Genomic DNA, 16,499 nt, shown 5'->3' with positions numbered 1-16,499 from the left:
CAAAAGTAAACTATTATCTTGCGATTTGCGAATTATTTATGAAGATACAAATCTAGGGCACTGCTCAAATCGATATAGTGAATTTGCTGCTTCACATTTATTACAGGTTTACGAACCAAAGCTTCATTAGTCAAAAAATAATGAATTCCGTCTTTGGTTGTAATTCCTTCAATTTGATGAAAAGGAAGTTTTAAGTCAATTCTTCTTTTATTTCCTGACAAAAAATCCTGATGATTAAAATCATAAAGCAGGTATAAAAATGGTTTTCCGACTTTGGTATAACCGCATAAAACAATTAAGTTTTTGTTTTCCAGATAAGTCGCGCCTGTGATTAAACCTTTTGTATCGAGTGTTGATTTTAGTTTTGCAAACTGAGTTCCAGCTTGATTAGGAATGGCATAAATATTAGTTTTAGAAGATTTCCATTGTTTGGTAAACAAATAAATACTGTCTTTTGCAACGATAAAAGCCTCACAGTCAAAATTGGTCTTATTGGGTTTTGAAGCAGAAGAATCGGTTTGGTCAGCATAAGAAAATGAAATCGTTTCTATTTTAGGATTTTCATCCAAAAAAGATTTTTTCTCGATTTTAAGAATTTTAAGATCAGTTCTATTTCCAGAATAATTATTTCCAAAATCACCTATATAAATATGTGCCCTGTCTTGGGTAATTTCTTCCCAATCGTGATTTGAAACTTCATTTAAAACAATTTTTCTCTTGATTATTCCTAAAGAATCTAAACCGTAAATCGTTTTGTCGTGATCGTCATTATGCGTCCAAAGTAGATTTTCGAAAGCAATTAATCCGGAAGTTTCTTTTATAGAATCGCTTAGAATTTTTGAGTACTCGGGTTTAATTTTTAATTTTTTATAACTGCAGCTGCCGTCGTTTAATGTCGCATTCAAATTATAATTTGAAGCTTGAGGATCTGTACATCCTGAATTTTGCGAATAGACGTGTGCTGTAATTGCAAGAAAGAAGAAAATAATTTTTATCATGATTGCAATATTAATTTTGCATAAGCTAAAAGTAAACTTTTAAATAATTAGAATAAAATAACTACAAAACAATATAATTAAAAATGTTACTTTGCAGCAATTTAAATTTTATTCTTTAAGAATAAGATTAATCCAGTTATGAAGATTTTACAAGAACTATCTCATTACCGAATCTCGCGTTACTTCAAACTTTTGTTTGTTGTGGTAGATATTATATTGTTAAATCTGGCTACTATTCTCTCTGCATTGGCAAGATTCGGGAGTTTAGATAAATTATTGTCTAGAGAAGAAAAAACAATTTCTCTGTTAGCAATTTTAATTTGGATAGCATTATTACTTCAAAATGACTCAAATAGAAGCGTTCGTGTCGAGCCTATAGAATCTATTTTATGGAGAACGATTAAGAAGCTGTTAATTCACGCAGCGATAGTTTCTATCTGTGTTGTTTATCTAAAATACGGCGATATATCGAGACTTCGAATGGTATATTTCTATCTCATCTTTTTTGGACTCTTAATGATTTCTAGACTGCTGTCAATGAAGCTTTTAAAATACATTCGGGCGCAGGGGTATAATTTTAAAAAGTTTATCATAGTTGGTGCAAATGAAGCCGGAGAAGGAATTCGAAAAGTGCTTGCAAAAGACCTAACCTACGGATATCGTTTCTTAGGTTTTTTCGACAATCTTGATGCAGTAAAAGTTGTAGATCCAGCTTTAATTGTGGGACAGTTTAATGATGTTGCGAAATTTGTAATTGAGCATAAAATCGATGAAATGTATGTTGCGCTCCATATTGATAAAATCGAAGTAATTAATGAATTGATTAGAATCTGCGAACAAAATATGATTCGTATTAAATTTATTCCAGATTTTCAGCTGTATACCAAAGCCAGTAAAGTTGAAGTTGCTTTTTATGAAAATACTCCTGTATTAATGTTTCGAACAGAACCTCTTGAATTTGCCTCAAATCGGGTTATAAAAAAGGTTTTTGATGTATTTTTTTCTAGTCTGGTAATTCTGCTTGTTTTTCCGTGGCTGTTTCCTATAATAATGATTATCATAAAATTAGAGTCACCTGGACCAGTTTTTTTTAAGCAGGAAAGATCAGGGAGAGATAATAGATCTTTTATGTGTTTTAAATTTAGAAGCATGTATGTTAATGGTTTGGCACACAATAAACAAGCTGAAAAAGGCGACAGCCGAATTACGAAATTTGGAGCTTTTATTCGTAAAACAAGCATAGACGAATTACCGCAGTTTTTTAATGTCTTTTTAGGAGATATGTCAGTTGTTGGACCACGGCCTCACATGGTTAACCTTGCCAAAGAATATAGCGATTTAATAAATAATTATCTGGTTCGCCAATATGCAAAACCGGGAATTACAGGCTGGGCGCAGGTAAATGGTTTTAGAGGCGAAACCAAAGTTTTAAGCGATATGGAAAATAGAGTAGAGTATGATATTTGGTATATCGAAAATTGGAGTTTTCTCCTCGACATAAAAATTATTGTAAAAACGGTAATTAATATTTTTAAAGGAGAAGAGAACGCTTATTGATTGCCTTTTTTAAAATTTAAAAAATTGATTGTTGGTAATAACTGCTTTTAAATGGTCAATGCTGCTAATTTTTATTTTTTTGTCAAAAGCTTCAACATGTTTTCTGTGGTGTATATCAGTTCCGCAAAAATCATACATTCCTTTTTTTAGTAGTTCATCTGCTATTTTGGCAACTTTAGAGCCATAATATTCTACCGTAGAAAGCAGATTTAATTGGAAAACACAACCCGCGTTTTTCAGCTTTTCGTATTCACTAAAATTTTTATGATAAAAAACATATCGCTCAGGATGTGCTAAAACTGGAATGTAGCCCGCAACTCGTATGTCAAAAATAGTTTTATAAAGATTTAACGGAGCACTTAAATAAGATATTTCCACAAGTACATAGTTGTCTTTTAGAGTCAAAAGTTTTTCTTCTTTCAAATGATTTTCAAACCAATTGTCTATAAAATATTCAGCTGCAGCTTTAAAAGGGATTTTAATTTCATTTTCTTCTAATACATTTTGTGTTTCCTGAAGTTTTGATAGTATGATTTCAGAAGAGTTATCCCAAACATAATGACTGATATGCGGTGTCGTAATAATTTGACTAATTCCTAATTCTTGAAAAGATTTAGTAAGCTCAACAGATTTCGCGAGAGATTTAGCCCCATCATCAATTCCTGGTAAAAGGTGAGAATGAATGTCAACAAAACTGCCGTTAAGCAGGTCTTTTAATGCAGGTTTCGACTTAAAGAATGTAAGCATGGGGTAAAGCTGTGTAATTCAATTTATAAGTAACAAAATTAACATAGAAATTGTAATAAGACATTTTAGAATTACACTATATTTGATTTTTAGTAAAAAAGTAAAAAATTATGAAAATAAAAACGAATTTGTTCAATCAAAGAATTATTTCTATTGATGCTTTGCGTGGAATTACAATTTTTGTTATGATTTTTGTTAATGAGCTGGCAAGTATTAAAAATGTTCCTCAATGGATGAAACACATGCCCGCAGATGCAGATGCAATGACTTTTGTAGACTTAGTTTTTCCTGCTTTTTTATTTATCGTTGGGATGTCTATTCCATTTGCTTTTAATGCCAGATTACTAAAAGACGACTCTCCAAAAACAATTTGGACGCATACTTTCAAACGAGCTTTGGCACTTATAATTATTGGTGTTTTTATGGTGAATGCCGAATATGGTTATGAAGCTTCTAAAATGATAATTGCTCCAGCTTTTTGGGGGCTTTTAGCGTATGCAATGCCAATTCCAATTTGGAATAAATATCCCAAAGATTTTCCTTTCTGGCTCAAAAATGTGCTTCAATATGGAGGAATTTTAGTTTTAATTGCGCTTTACTTTTTATACATTCAAGACACTGGAGAAAGAGGAATGACTCCAAAATGGTGGGGAATTTTAGGGCTTATTGGCTGGGCATATCTTTTTACAGTAGTGTATTATTGGCTGGTGTCGGGAAATTTTTGTGCAATGATCGGATTTTTAGTTTTTTGCGTGGTAATGAATTCTTTAAATCTTACCGAAAATTCATTTGTTCAACACATTTCATGGCTTAGCTTTATTGCAGGTCATCTTACACATGCTGCTTTAGCCTCTGCAGGAATCATTATTTCGTTATTGTTTTTTGACCGAAAAATCGAAAACAAAATCAATTGGCCGGTTATTGGTTTTATAGTTTTGTTCTTTGCCGCTGGATTTGCTCTCCGACCTTATTTCGGGATCTCAAAAATACAAGGAACTCCTTCTTGGACAATGCTGTCGGCTGGAATCTGTACAATTCTATTTTACTTTTTGTATTGGTTAATGGAAGTTAAAAAACAGACAAGATGGAGTGATTTTTTCATGCCGGCCGCTGCAAATCCGTTATTGATTTATATTTTGCCGGGAGTTATTTATTATTTTACACTTGCCTTTGATATTCATATTATACCAGAATATTTCAGAGAGGGAGTGCCTGGGATTATTTGGTCTTTAGTCTTTTCTACAATTATGCTTTTGATAATGAAAATTCTTAATAGATATAAAATTCAGCTGCATCTTTAGTTAGTGTTCAGTCTCAGTATTCAGTCTCAGTATTCAGTCTCAGTATTCAGTCTCAGTATTCAGTCTCAGTATTCAGTCTCAGTATTCAGTGTTAAAAACTGAAAACTGCGACTGTGGCTGAAAACTAAAAAAAGACCGATTTTATCCGTAATATATCTCCAGAAACTGGATTGTAATTTACGAAGTTGAATTTGCATAAATTGTGAATATCTAAAACTTTTCCATCTGGAAGTTCATCTTGTTTGAAATTTGACCACGGAATTTTTATAGTTCTAAAGTGGTTTGGAGAGGCAGGAAGACTAACTCTCGGATGCGAACCTCCGTGCACACAGCCTGTTCCTTCAGTATTTCCTTCTCTGGCTTGTAATTTTATAAGCTGAGTCGATTGATATGTAATTTCAACATATTTTGATTCGCTGGAAACATTGGTCGGAATTCCGTCATTCGTCTCAGACGCTGTAATCATTACATTCAGTTCTATTTCTCCTTTTGGGTTATCTTTCGCAGTGACAGAAATAATTCCTTTTTCTATGCGAATAGAATTAATAGTTTCTTCATTTTCTTTAACAGGACCAGCTATAAACCATTTATTCGACTTTACAAGGTTTTGTTTTTGTTCGTCATTTTGAGAAAAACAAAAAAGGGAAAAAATTAAAAAGTAGGCGAATAAATAACGCATAGAGATTTAAAGTCAAATGTTTACATATTCAAATGTAACTTTTTTTCATTCATTTAAAATTCTTTTTTATTCATTTAAATTTTTGGTTATAATTCTTAATAAAGTTTTAAATTTGTAAGAAGTGGTTTTTAAAATATTGTAAGTGAATAGTTTAGGAATTGTATCAGCACTCTCTTTTTTCTTAATCGCTTCGTTTTGTAATGCGCAAAACGACAATATAAATATGGGGAATAGAGACATTCTAGATGTTATTCATAGAATTTTTGATAAAAATGATACAGTCAAAAAAGACAATCAGAAAAAAGTAGCATTCTCTTTGCTCCCAGTCCCTGTAGATGTAAATTCCAGTACAGGTTTAGTGGTTTCTTTTTTAACTACATTTTATTTAGGCGAAGATCATCAAAAAACCAAAATGTCTCAGGTTACATTTTCTCCCTATTTCAGTTTTAGCAAGCAATATGTTTTTCCAATTCAGACTTATATTTATACGAGCGAAGATAAGTGGAATTTTATTGGAGATTATCGGTACATGATTTATCCGCAGCTTACTTATGGCTTGGGTGAACATGATTCAAAAAAAGAAATGTCAACTCTCGATTATCAGCAGTGGCGTTTTTATCAGTTCATAACCAGAAAAATTATCGGAAATTATCGTTTGGGAGTTGGTTTTCTTTTTGATAATTATCAGAATATTTCTGAAGAATCTTATATAGATGAAGAAACAGATTATTTTAAATATATGAATGGCAATTATTCTGATGAAAGTTCTTTTGGTTTTGCCGTTCAAAGTTTATACGACTCTCGAAAAAATATTATAAATCCAGAACAAGGTTTATATATAGAAGCCGATTTGCGGATTAACACCAGCGGAGTGGAAGGCGATAAATGGCAGTCCTTATATATTGATGCTCGAAAATATCATTCATTTAGTAAAACCAAACACAGAGTCTGGGCATCAAGAGCTTTTTATTGGTCAACGTTTGGCGGAAAACCACATTATTTAGATCTTCCAAGTATTGGCTGGGACCGCGAAGGAAAAACAGGGCGCGGTTTTACCAAAAACAGATATAGAAGTAATGCCTTGATTTATTTTGAAACCGAATATCGAACGGATATTAGCCGAAATGGATTTTTTGGTGCCGTATTTTTTACCAATATTTCTTCGGTTTCTAAGTTGGATACTTACGATTTTAAAAAATGGAATCCAGCTGTGGGAACAGGAATTCGTATCAAATGGAACAAACGAAACGGCAGCAATCTCGCGCTGGATTACGGAATTAGTAAAAACGATTGGTCATTGCGTTTGGGGTTATCAGAAAATTTCTAACTTTCGCCCCAAATTTACAGATTAAATATTCATGCAGTTATCGATTATTATTCTCAATTATAATGTCCGTTACTTTCTGGAACAATGCGTTTTAAGTGTTCAGGAAGCGACTGTTGGAATTGATGCGGAAATTATTGTTGTCGATAATAATTCGTCAGACGAAAGTGTTTTGATGACGCAGGAAAAATTTCCAGAAGTTACTTTGATTCAAAACAAAGAAAATTTTGGTTTTCCGAAGGGAAATAATATTGGTTTTCGTCAAGCGAAAGGAAAATACATCTGTATATTAAATCCCGATACAGTTGTGGCTGAAGATACCTTTACGAAGATTCTGGCTTTCGCCGAAAGACAGCCCAATCTCGGCATTGTCGGCTGTAAATTAATAGACGGAACAGGAAATTTTCTGCCAGAAAGTAAACGGGGTATTCCTACGCCTTGGGTTGCATTTACTAAAATTTTCGGGTTGTATAAAATCTTTCCCAAAACAAAACTTTTTAATCAATATTACGCACAGGATTTAAGTGAAAATCAAACAGGAAAAGTCGATATTTTAGTTGGCGCTTTTATGTTTTTAGAAAGTAAATTATATCAAGATTTAAATGGTTTTGATGAAAACTGTTTTATGTATGCCGATGATATCGATTTGTCATATCGGGCGCTTCAGAAAGGGAAAAGCAACTTTTATTTTCATGAAACGACAGTTTTGCATTATAAAGGAGAAAGCACAATAAAAGACGAAAAATACATGAAACGTTTTCAAGAAGCTATGAATTTCTTTTATGAGAAACATTTTAAGAAATCATGGTTTTTTAGTTTTTTTATCCAAATAGGAATTTGGTTTTTCTCTTTCGTAAAAATGTTTCAGGGAAAGGTAAAGGAAAATCCATTACCAGAATCCTATATTTTGTGCTCTGAAAATGCGAATTTATCTGAAAAACTAGCTTCGATTTTAGAAAATAAAGTTAGTTTTTTGGATTTGAAAAAAGAAAAAATGGTAAATTCGTGCCTGATTTTAAAGGGTAAAAAGACAGAGATCATTTTGGATAATCAATATGTTTCATTCAAAAAATGTATCAATCTAATAGAAACTCTTAAAGATAAGAACATTACTTTTAAGATTTTCCCTAAAAGAACAGCTTTTATTATTGGAAGTAATTCAAGAAATGGGAGAGGGGAAATCAGAAAAATTGAGTAAAAATTATGCAAAGTATAATTTATGTTTAATTTTTTCAGTAATTTCGCAATCAGAAAATCAAAATCATCCTTTAGAATAACAATATGGCAAGATTTGAATTAAAACTTCCAAAAATGGGAGAAAGTGTCGCTGAAGCAACTATTACAAATTGGTTGAAAGAAGTTGGAGACAAAATTGAAGCTGATGAAGCAGTACTTGAAATTGCAACAGATAAGGTTGACAGTGAAGTACCTAGCGAAGTATCAGGAATTTTAGTTGAGCAGTTGTTTGGTAAAGATGATTTGGTACAAGTAGGGCAGACTATTGCTATTATTGAAACTGAAGCCGGTGCGACACCAGCTCCAGAAACAAGTTCGGTTGAAGAAACTGCTGTTCCTGTAGCGGCGGCTGAAATTGAAAAAACAATTGAAGCAGTAAAAGAAACTGTAACCACTGCAGAAGATTTTTCAGGATCAGAAAAATTCTTTTCTCCACTAGTGAAAAATATCGCTAAAGAAGAAAATATCTCTCTAAATGAGTTGGAAAACATGGCGGGATCTGGAAAAGACGGCCGAGTTACAAAAGAAGATATTTTAAAATATATAGAAGATCGTAAATCTGGTGTTGCAACTACACCGCAAGCAGTTGAAACTTCTAAACCTGTTGTTGAAGCTCCAAAAGCAGTTCAAACGCCAGAACCAGTTGTTCAAAAAAGCCAGCAGGCAGTTCCAGTTTCTGTAAATGGAGGCGACGAAATTGTAGAAATGGACAGAATGCGTAAACTGATTTCAGGATACATGACAGCTTCGGTTCAAACTTCTGCTCACGTACAATCGTTTATTGAAGTGGATGTAACAAACATTGTAAAATGGAGAGAAAAAGTAAAAACTGCTTTCGAAAAGAGAGAAGGTGAAAAACTTACTTTTACTCCAATTATGATGGAAGCTGTTGCAAAAGCATTGAAAGATTTTCCAGGAATGAATATTTCTGTAGACGGCGATTATATCATTAAAAAGAAAAACATTAATTTAGGGATGGCAGCAGCATTGCCAAACGGAAATTTAATTGTTCCTGTAATTAAAAACGCAGATCAATTAAATCTTGTTGGAATGGCAAAAGCGGTTAACGATTTAGGAAACCGTGCGAAAGCTGGAAAACTAAAACCAGACGATACACAAGGCGGAACTTACACAGTTACAAATGTGGGAACATTTGGAAGTGTTTTTGGAACGCCGATTATCAATCAGCCTCAAGTTGGAATTCTGGCGCTTGGAGCGATTCGTAAAGTTCCAGCTGTAATAGAAACTCCAGAAGGAGATTTTATTGGAATTCGTCAAAAAATGTTCTTGTCGCACTCTTACGATCATAGAGTTGTAGACGGGGCATTAGGAGGAAGTTTTGTAAAAAGAGTAGCAGAATATTTAGAAGCTTTTGATGTTGATAGAGATTTCTAAAAATATATTATAAGTATAGATTCAAATCCGATAAGTATAAAAGCTTATCGGATTTTTCTTTTGTAAGAAAAGGTTAGAAATCAAAGCATGAACTTTATGATGACCTATTTTTGAAAAGTTAAAATTGCAAATTGACAGCTTTTTTCGACAAAAAAAATGAGAATAGACGAGGAAATTCGGCTTTAAAAATTACATTTGTAAACTTATAAAAATTAGAAATGGAACTCAAACTAAACAAACCAATTTGCTTTTTTGATCTCGAAACAACGGGAATTGATATCGGTAAAGATAGAATCGTAGAAATTTCAATATTTAAAGTTTTTCCTAACGGAAATAAAGAAAGTAAAACCTGGTTGGTTAATCCAACAATTCCAATTCCTCCACAAACTACTGCAGTTCATGGTATTACAGATGAAAAAGTAGCCAACGAACCAACCTTTGCAGAGCTTGCTCCGCAGGTCCATAATATGATAAAAGATAGTGATTTGGGTGGTTTTAACTCAGATCGTTTTGATATTCCGCTTCTAGCAGAAGAATTACTTCGTGCAGGAGTCGATTTCGATATGAAAAATAAAGTTTCTGTAGATGTTCAGACTATTTTTCATAAAATGGAAGAGCGTACTTTGAGTGCTGCTTTGAAGTTTTATTGTGGAAAAAGCTTGGAAAATGCCCACTCGGCAGAAGCAGATACAATGGCGACTTATGAAATTTTAAAAGCGCAGTTAGATCGTTATCCAGAATTGGAAAACGATATGAGATCGTTGTCTGAATTTACAACCCGTAAAAAAATAGCCGATTTTGCCGGCATGATCGCCTTTGACAAAGACGATGAAGAGATTTTTACTTTCGGAAAACATAAAGGAGCCAAAGTTGAAAAAGTTTTAGAAGCTGAACCAGGATATTTCAGCTGGATACAAAACGCTGATTTTCCTTTATATACCAAAAAAGTATTAACGGCAATTAAATTAAGAAAACTAAACACTAAATAAAGCTGCTGAGTTACTAAAGTTCTAAGGCGCTAAGTTTTTTTTGCGTAGTTTTTCTTAGAATCTTAGCGTCTTAGAATCTTACAACTTAAAAAGAAATGAAAATTATCTGTGTCGGCAGGAATTATGCCAATCATATAGAGGAATTAAAAAACGAGCGTCCATCAGAGCCAGTGGTTTTTATGAAGCCCGATTCGGCGGTTTTGTTGAAACAGCACCCGTTTGTAATTCCAGAGTTTTCTGAAGATGTTCATCACGAACTTGAAATAATCGTAAAGATTAATAAAGTTGGAAAATATATTGAGCCTAAATTTGCTCATAAATATTATGATGAAATTAGTGTTGGAATCGATTTTACAGCACGAGATCTGCAGAGTAAATTAAAAGAAAAGGGACTTCCTTGGGAAAAAGCCAAAGCGTTTGACGGTTCGGCAGTTATTGGTGATTTTTTGCCAAAAACTAATTTTGTTTCTATGGAAAATCTTAATTTTGAATTAAAGAAAAATGCAGAAACAGTTCAAAAAGGAAATTCAAACATGATGCTTTGGAAAATAGATGAACTGGTTTCTTATGTGTCTCAGTTTTTTACATTGAAAATCGGAGATATTATTTTTACAGGAACGCCAGAAGGTGTTGCGGCTGTAAAACCAAATGATGTTTTAGAAGGCTTTTTAGAAGATAAAAAATTATTCAGAATACAAGTAAAATAATGGCTTTAAAATACAACCTTTCGAAAGTGTATGCGCTTTCAGACAACGATCCTGAATTTGTAAACGAAATTTTAAATTTATTTGTTACAGAAGTTCCCGAAGATTTAAAACAAATTAAAGAGGGGATAAAGAAAAAAGATCATAAATATGCCTATTCGTACGCGCACAAAATAAAGCCTACTTTAGATTTAATGGGATTAAATGTGGCTTTTGAAGAGATTTTGCAAGTTGAAGCTTGGACAAAAGCAGAAGGCAAGAAAAAAGATATAATTGAAACTTTTAAAAGTATTAGAATACAAGTTAAAGAAGCAATCAAAGAAATCAAAAAAGACTTTGATTTGTAAAATATAATACCAACCCAATTCTTGTTTTTTTTAAGAATTGGGTTTTCTTATCTAAATCTAAAAGATTCAATCTTGGTGGTTTGGGTTCGATATGATGAATTCTAAACGATCATCACAAATAACTTCTTCTTATAATAAACCTGTTGGTAGTGACAGGTAATATTCCTTACGTAGATATGAAAGCAGCAATCATAACAATTGGAGATGAAATCTTAATTGGTCAAATCGTAGATACAAATTCGGCTTTTATTGCAAAATCTCTCGACAGAATTGGAGTTGAGGTCGTAGAAATGCTTTCGATAAGCGATGATAAAAAGCATATTTTGGACACTTTTGCCCTACTGCAAAATAAAGTTGATGTTGTAATTGTAACCGGCGGATTAGGACCGACAAAAGATGATGTTACTAAAAAAACTTTCTGTGACTATTTTAACGACGAATTAGTTGTAAATCCAGATGTTTTAGCGCATGTAACGCAATTAATTGAAGGTTTTTATAAAAGACCAATTTCGCAGCTTAATAAAGATCAGGCTTTGGTTCCGTCGACTTGCACAGTATTGCATAATAAAGTGGGAACTGCACCGGGAATGTGGATGAAGAAAGAAAATACCGTTTTTATTTCGCTTCCAGGTGTTCCTTATGAAATGAAATATTTAGTTGAGGAAGAAATAATTCCTAAAATAGTTCGCGAATATAAACGTCCGTATATTATTCATAAAACGATTTTAACTTATGGTCAAGGCGAGAGTTTAGTTGCAGAACGTATCGAACATTGGGAAAATAATCTGCCAGAATTTATAAAACTCGCTTATCTGCCGAATCCAGGGCGCGTACGCCTAAGATTGACCGCAAGAGGAATAGATAAAGAGCTGTTAGAAGCTGCGATAGAGGAAAATGTACGTTCTTTAGATTTGATTATCCATGATATTATTGTGGGATATGAAGAGAATGAAACAATAGAATCTGTGGTTGGTAAAATTTTAACCAAACAAAATAAAACAGTTTCGACAGCAGAAAGTTTTACCGGCGGAAGAGTGGCTTCGCTTTTGTCTGCTGTTCCAGGCGCTTCGAGCTATTTTAAGGGAAGTGTTGTCTCTTATGCAACTGAAGCCAAAATAAATGTTTTAGGAGTTTCAGAAGAAATAATAAAGAAACATTCTGTGGTAAGTGCAGAAGTTGCATCTGCTATGGCTTTGAGTGTGAAAAACTTACTAAAAACCGACTACGGTATTGCTACGACTGGTAACGCAGGACCTTCAAAAGGTGATTCAGATGCAGAAATTGGTACTGTTTTTATTGCTTTGGCAACGCCGAGCGAAGTAATTGTAGAAGAATTTAACTTTGGACAACCGCGTGAAAAAGTGATAGATAGGGCAACAGTTAAGAGTTTAGAAATATTGCAGAAAGAAATTTTAAAATTTGTGCAATAATTTTTTGCTACAATGGTTTATTTTTCTTTTCTTTGCACCCTGATTTTGAATAACGATAAAAGATAAGTATAATGTCAAGAGTTTGTGACCTTACAGGTAAAAGAGCGATGGTAGGAAATAACGTTTCTCACGCTATGAACAAAACTAAGAGAAAGTTTTCTGTAAACTTAGTTAAAAAGCGTTTTTATCTTCCAGAAGAAGATAGATGGATTACTCTTAGAGTAGCAGCATCTACGATAAAAACAATTAATAAAAATGGAATCACTGCTGTTTTGAAAAAAGCACAGTCAGAAGGATTTATCAAATAATCTTTTCCTAAATAAATATATAGCAAGATGGCAAAGAAAGGTAATAGAATCCAGGTAATTTTAGAATGTACTGAGCACAAGACTTCTGGTGTTCCAGGAACTTCTAGATACATTACAACTAAGAACAAAAAAAATACTCCAGACAGATTAGAGATTAAGAAATTTAATCCAATCTTAAAAAGAGTAACTGTTCATAAAGAAATTAAGTAATAATTAGAGATTTTTGTAAATCTCGAATGGTTTTGCCATGAGAGTTTTATAAAAGCTTCAAATAACATTTGAATCATGGCAAAGAAAACCGTAGCATCGTTACAAACATCTTCTAAGAGATTATCAAAAGCCATCAAAATGGTAAAATCTCCTAAAACTGGTGCATATACATTCGTAGAATCTATTATGGCTCCTGAAGAAGTTGATGAATTCTTGAAAAAGAAATAATTACATTTACATTATATAGAAAAGCTACTTTCTTTCGGAAGTAGCTTTTTTATTACCTATATTTGTCTATAAATTTAAAGAAACGCAGTAATTGACTTTTTTTAATATGAATTTCTGTTTAAATTAAGGTTAATTGAAAAACAATTGCGCTTTCTTTAAAGATTTGGATTTCTGATCTAAAAAATCAAGAGATCTAATAAATCTAAAAATCTACAAAAAATGAGTTTTTTTAAAAAATTATTCTCTACCGAAAAAAAAGAGACTTTAGACAAAGGTCTTGAAAAAACAAAAACTACTTTTTTCTCTAAGTTAAGCAAAGCCATTGCTGGAAAATCTAAAGTTGATGATGATGTTTTAGATAATCTAGAAGAAATTCTTGTTGCTTCAGATGTCGGAGTAAATACAACTTTAAAAGTAATTTCAAGAATTGAAAAACGTGTTGCTGAAGATAAATATTTAGGAACGGATGAATTGAATCAAATTCTTAGAGAAGAAATAGGAGCTTTATTATCTGAAACTAATACAGGTGAAGCAACTGAATTTGAAATTCCGAAAGATAAAAAACCTTACGTTTTAATGGTTGTTGGAGTAAACGGGGTTGGTAAAACTACAACAATTGGAAAGCTGGCTTATCAATTTAAAAAAGCAGGTCACAAAGTTGTTTTGGGTGCGGCAGATACTTTTCGTGCTGCAGCAATTGATCAATTACAAGTTTGGGCGGATAGAGTTGATGTGCCTATTGTAAGACAAAATATGGGAAGCGATCCAGCTTCTGTAGCTTTTGATACTTTACAATCTGCAGTAGCTCAAAATGCTGATGTTGTAATTATTGATACCGCAGGGCGTCTTCATAATAAAATCAATTTAATGAACGAATTGACGAAAGTAAAACGTGTTATGCAGAAAGTTGTTGCCGATGCTCCTCACGATGTACTTTTAGTTTTAGATGGTTCAACAGGTCAAAATGCTTTTGAGCAGGCCAAACAATTTACAGCAGCGACGGAGGTTACTTCATTGGCTGTAACTAAATTGGACGGAACTGCAAAAGGCGGCGTTGTAATTGGAATTTCAGATCAGTTTCAAATTCCAGTAAAATATATTGGTGTCGGTGAAGGAATTGAAGATTTACAAGTCTTTAATAAGTATGAATTTGTTGATAGTTTCTTTAAATAATTTACAATGAGTTTTGATTCTTTAAAAAATATACCAGCGATTGCTTTTTATTTCGCAAGTGTGATATGTTTTGTTTTTGCAAATTTATTGAAGGATAATAATCTTTCACTTTATTATGTTTTACTCGTGTCTGGTATAATATTATTCTTTCTAGGTGTTTTGAAAAGGATAAAAACTAATCGCTAGTTTATATTTAGATATATTTATTTCTATAAAAATATTGAGCTTTTAAATAAAATGAATTGATAACTCGTTTTATTTGAAAGCTCATTTTTATTAATACAAGAATTAGATTTTTTTAATGTTGAAATTTACTGATCAGATCCCCATTTTGTGCCGTCAGCAAAGACAATATAATAGGCTCTAATTTTAGTTATTTTATCCGCATCTGTAGAAAAGTCTTCCCAGAATTCTGTTCTGCTTTGGCCAGGTTTTATTGTGGATGTTACATTTTCTGTAAATCTTCCGTCAGCATAAAAATATCTGCCACTTGCTGGTTTGTCAAATGCGTTTTTACAGAACCATTCAAATTTGATGGCTTTAATGTTTTTCTTTCCTGAGTTTTTAAAAGTTAATTTCAGGTCTTTGTGATGGGAATAATCGTTTTTTAATAATGTAGCTGCTGTGATTTTTATGGGTGAAACTTCTTTTTTGCTTTTTAAAGAATCGGTTTTTGTTGAATCAGTATCTTTTATAATTGAAGATGTTGGTTCTGCAATTTGTTTCTTAGCTTTTTCTGGCTTTTCACATTTTGAGAATATTAGTATTGAACTAAAAAGTAATATCAATATATTTTTCATCTTTTTTTTGTAGAGATTTTCAAAGGTAATTTGTATTTGAAATTCATTAAAAATTTCAATATTTTTTACCTTTAAAAGTTTTTATTTTGTTAAAATAGGGTAATTTATATAAGCAGTTGATTTGTTGAAAGGAGTTCTTTAAATGGGTAAAATAATTAAGAGTTAAAGTATTTCTTTTGATGATTATAAGTTTACCTTTGTAGTTCGCTAAATTTCTTTTGAAAACTGAAGCCCTAGCCCTGATGGAAGCGGCATCCTTTTACTTTTTTCTTTAAAAAGTAAAAGATACAGCGGACAGCAGGTATCAGCTCCTAAATATTATAATAATTATGAAGAACACTTTGATGATTTTGGTTTTGTCGATTTTGTTTGTAAGCTGCAAACAAGAAGTGAAACCAGAAGATATTGCTAAATTAAATGGTTATTGGGAAATTGAAAAAGTAGTTTTTGACAAAGGCGAAGAGAAGGATTATAAAATGAATGAGACGTTTGATTTTTTTCAAATCAAAAATAATAAAGGAGTTCGAACGAAAGTGATGCCGCAATTTGACGGGACATTTTTAACTACAGATACCTTTGAGAACGTATCAGTTCGTTTTACTGGTGAACAAGTTTTTTTAGATTACAAAACGGATTATGCAAAATGGAGTGAAGAAATTATTTCGCTTTCTGATAAGCAGTTAGTGGTTAAAAATCCACAAAAAATAGAATATCATTATAAAAAAGCGGGACCAATTAATCTATTGAACGATGGCGAAAAGAATAAATAACGAATCTACAATTAGTGCTGTTTTGCAGCAGATTATTCAAGTAAATAAATTACAGCCTGGAATGGATCAAATTGATGTTCGTGATGCTTGGAAACAGCTTATGGGCAGCGGTGTAAATACATACACAAAAAATGTTGTGCTAAAAGGAAGTACGCTTTATGTAGAACTGGGGTCTGCCGTTTTGCGTGAAGAATTAAGCCACGGAAAATCTAAAATCGTTAAAATGATTAATGAAGAGCTAGGCCGTGAGGTTGTAAGGGATGTGGTTTTGAGATAATATTTTGTAGTTAATACCGACTTTAT

19 protein-coding genes are annotated in these 16,499 nt (G+C 32.5%); 15 read left to right on the top strand and 4 right to left on the bottom strand.

The window, feature by feature from the left end; genetic code table 11:
* Positions 1–32 precede the first annotated feature (32 nt).
* A complete protein-coding gene (locus tag HYN86_RS20650; protein ID WP_113679761.1) occupies positions 33–998 on the bottom strand; it encodes a T9SS C-terminal target domain-containing protein in 966 nt (321 codons plus the stop codon).
* 138 nt (positions 999–1,136) lie between these two features.
* On the opposite strand from HYN86_RS20650, the gene HYN86_RS20645 reads away from it, so the two are divergent.
* Positions 1,137–2,555, top strand: a complete 1,419-nt coding sequence (locus HYN86_RS20645) for an undecaprenyl-phosphate glucose phosphotransferase (RefSeq protein ID WP_113679760.1) — start codon at positions 1,137–1,139, stop codon at positions 2,553–2,555.
* A gap of 9 nt (positions 2,556–2,564) precedes the next feature.
* On the opposite strand, the gene HYN86_RS20640 is transcribed toward HYN86_RS20645, so the two are convergent.
* A complete protein-coding gene (locus tag HYN86_RS20640; protein ID WP_113679759.1) occupies positions 2,565–3,302 on the bottom strand; it encodes a tyrosine-protein phosphatase in 738 nt (245 codons plus the stop codon).
* Positions 3,303–3,412: 110 nt separating this feature from the next.
* On the opposite strand from HYN86_RS20640, the gene HYN86_RS20635 reads away from it, so the two are divergent.
* Positions 3,413–4,603: a DUF5009 domain-containing protein gene (locus HYN86_RS20635; RefSeq protein ID WP_113679758.1), complete on the top strand. Its 1,191-nt coding sequence runs from the start codon at positions 3,413–3,415 to the stop codon at positions 4,601–4,603.
* A gap of 124 nt (positions 4,604–4,727) precedes the next feature.
* Here the strand turns inward: HYN86_RS20635 and HYN86_RS20630 are convergent, their stop codons facing one another.
* The gene (locus tag HYN86_RS20630; RefSeq protein ID WP_230406401.1) at positions 4,728–5,282 is read right to left on the bottom strand and encodes a hypothetical protein; all 555 of its coding nucleotides are present in this window, start codon (positions 5,280–5,282) and stop codon (positions 4,728–4,730) included.
* 142 nt (positions 5,283–5,424) lie between these two features.
* Between HYN86_RS20630 and HYN86_RS20625 the strand changes: the two genes are divergently transcribed.
* The 11 genes from HYN86_RS20625 to ftsY all read left to right on the top strand — a co-directional run bounded on the left by HYN86_RS20625 (position 5,425) and on the right by ftsY (position 14,626).
* The gene (locus HYN86_RS20625) at positions 5,425–6,609 is read left to right on the top strand and encodes a BamA/TamA family outer membrane protein (protein WP_230406400.1); all 1,185 of its coding nucleotides are present in this window, start codon (positions 5,425–5,427) and stop codon (positions 6,607–6,609) included.
* Positions 6,610–6,640: 31 nt separating this feature from the next.
* A complete protein-coding gene (locus HYN86_RS20620; RefSeq protein WP_113679756.1) occupies positions 6,641–7,804 on the top strand; it encodes a glycosyltransferase family 2 protein in 1,164 nt (387 codons plus the stop codon).
* A gap of 83 nt (positions 7,805–7,887) precedes the next feature.
* Entirely contained in the window at positions 7,888–9,237 is a 1,350-nt protein-coding gene (locus tag HYN86_RS20615) for a dihydrolipoamide acetyltransferase family protein (protein ID WP_113679755.1), read from the top strand.
* A gap of 218 nt (positions 9,238–9,455) precedes the next feature.
* Complete coding sequence (locus HYN86_RS20610; RefSeq protein ID WP_057116877.1) at positions 9,456–10,226, top strand: 3'-5' exonuclease; 771 nt, start codon at positions 9,456–9,458, stop codon at positions 10,224–10,226.
* 95 nt (positions 10,227–10,321) lie between these two features.
* Positions 10,322–10,933, top strand: coding sequence for a fumarylacetoacetate hydrolase family protein (locus HYN86_RS20605; RefSeq protein WP_113679754.1), 612 nt, complete (start codon positions 10,322–10,324; stop codon positions 10,931–10,933).
* Positions 10,933–11,277 (top strand): Hpt domain-containing protein, encoded by a 345-nt coding sequence (locus HYN86_RS20600; RefSeq protein ID WP_113679753.1) that lies wholly within the window; start codon positions 10,933–10,935, stop codon positions 11,275–11,277. The genes HYN86_RS20605 and HYN86_RS20600 overlap by 1 nt, the downstream gene beginning before the upstream one ends.
* A gap of 176 nt (positions 11,278–11,453) precedes the next feature.
* On the top strand, positions 11,454–12,707 hold the full coding sequence (locus HYN86_RS20595) for a CinA family nicotinamide mononucleotide deamidase-related protein (protein ID WP_113679752.1): 1,254 nt from the start codon (positions 11,454–11,456) through the stop codon (positions 12,705–12,707).
* 71 nt (positions 12,708–12,778) lie between these two features.
* The gene (rpmB, locus tag HYN86_RS20590) at positions 12,779–13,015 is read left to right on the top strand and encodes a 50S ribosomal protein L28 (RefSeq protein WP_008468080.1); all 237 of its coding nucleotides are present in this window, start codon (positions 12,779–12,781) and stop codon (positions 13,013–13,015) included.
* Positions 13,016–13,042: 27 nt separating this feature from the next.
* Positions 13,043–13,225 (top strand): 50S ribosomal protein L33, encoded by a 183-nt coding sequence (rpmG, locus tag HYN86_RS20585; RefSeq protein ID WP_008253902.1) that lies wholly within the window; start codon positions 13,043–13,045, stop codon positions 13,223–13,225.
* A 75-nt stretch (positions 13,226–13,300) separates the two neighbouring features.
* Positions 13,301–13,453 (top strand): DUF4295 domain-containing protein, encoded by a 153-nt coding sequence (locus tag HYN86_RS20580; protein ID WP_008468081.1) that lies wholly within the window; start codon positions 13,301–13,303, stop codon positions 13,451–13,453.
* A gap of 219 nt (positions 13,454–13,672) precedes the next feature.
* Complete coding sequence (gene ftsY / locus HYN86_RS20575) at positions 13,673–14,626, top strand: signal recognition particle-docking protein FtsY (protein ID WP_113679751.1); 954 nt, start codon at positions 13,673–13,675, stop codon at positions 14,624–14,626.
* A 311-nt stretch (positions 14,627–14,937) separates the two neighbouring features.
* Here ftsY and HYN86_RS20565 read toward each other — a convergent pair whose 3' ends face one another.
* Complete coding sequence (locus HYN86_RS20565; RefSeq protein WP_113679749.1) at positions 14,938–15,426, bottom strand: hypothetical protein; 489 nt, start codon at positions 15,424–15,426, stop codon at positions 14,938–14,940.
* A 329-nt stretch (positions 15,427–15,755) separates the two neighbouring features.
* On the opposite strand from HYN86_RS20565, the gene HYN86_RS20560 reads away from it, so the two are divergent.
* Both HYN86_RS20560 and HYN86_RS20555 read left to right on the top strand, forming a co-directional pair.
* Complete coding sequence (locus tag HYN86_RS20560; protein ID WP_113679748.1) at positions 15,756–16,196, top strand: lipocalin-like domain-containing protein; 441 nt, start codon at positions 15,756–15,758, stop codon at positions 16,194–16,196.
* Positions 16,177–16,473, top strand: coding sequence for a DUF721 domain-containing protein (locus HYN86_RS20555; protein ID WP_113679747.1), 297 nt, complete (start codon positions 16,177–16,179; stop codon positions 16,471–16,473). The genes HYN86_RS20560 and HYN86_RS20555 overlap by 20 nt, the downstream gene beginning before the upstream one ends.
* Positions 16,474–16,499 lie beyond the last annotated feature (26 nt).

Source organism: Flavobacterium fluviale (assembly GCF_003312915.1).
Classification (GTDB): domain Bacteria; phylum Bacteroidota; class Bacteroidia; order Flavobacteriales; family Flavobacteriaceae; genus Flavobacterium; species Flavobacterium fluviale.
The sequence above is the reverse complement of the archived record's forward strand: the minus strand, read 5'-3'. Positions and strand labels throughout refer to the sequence as shown.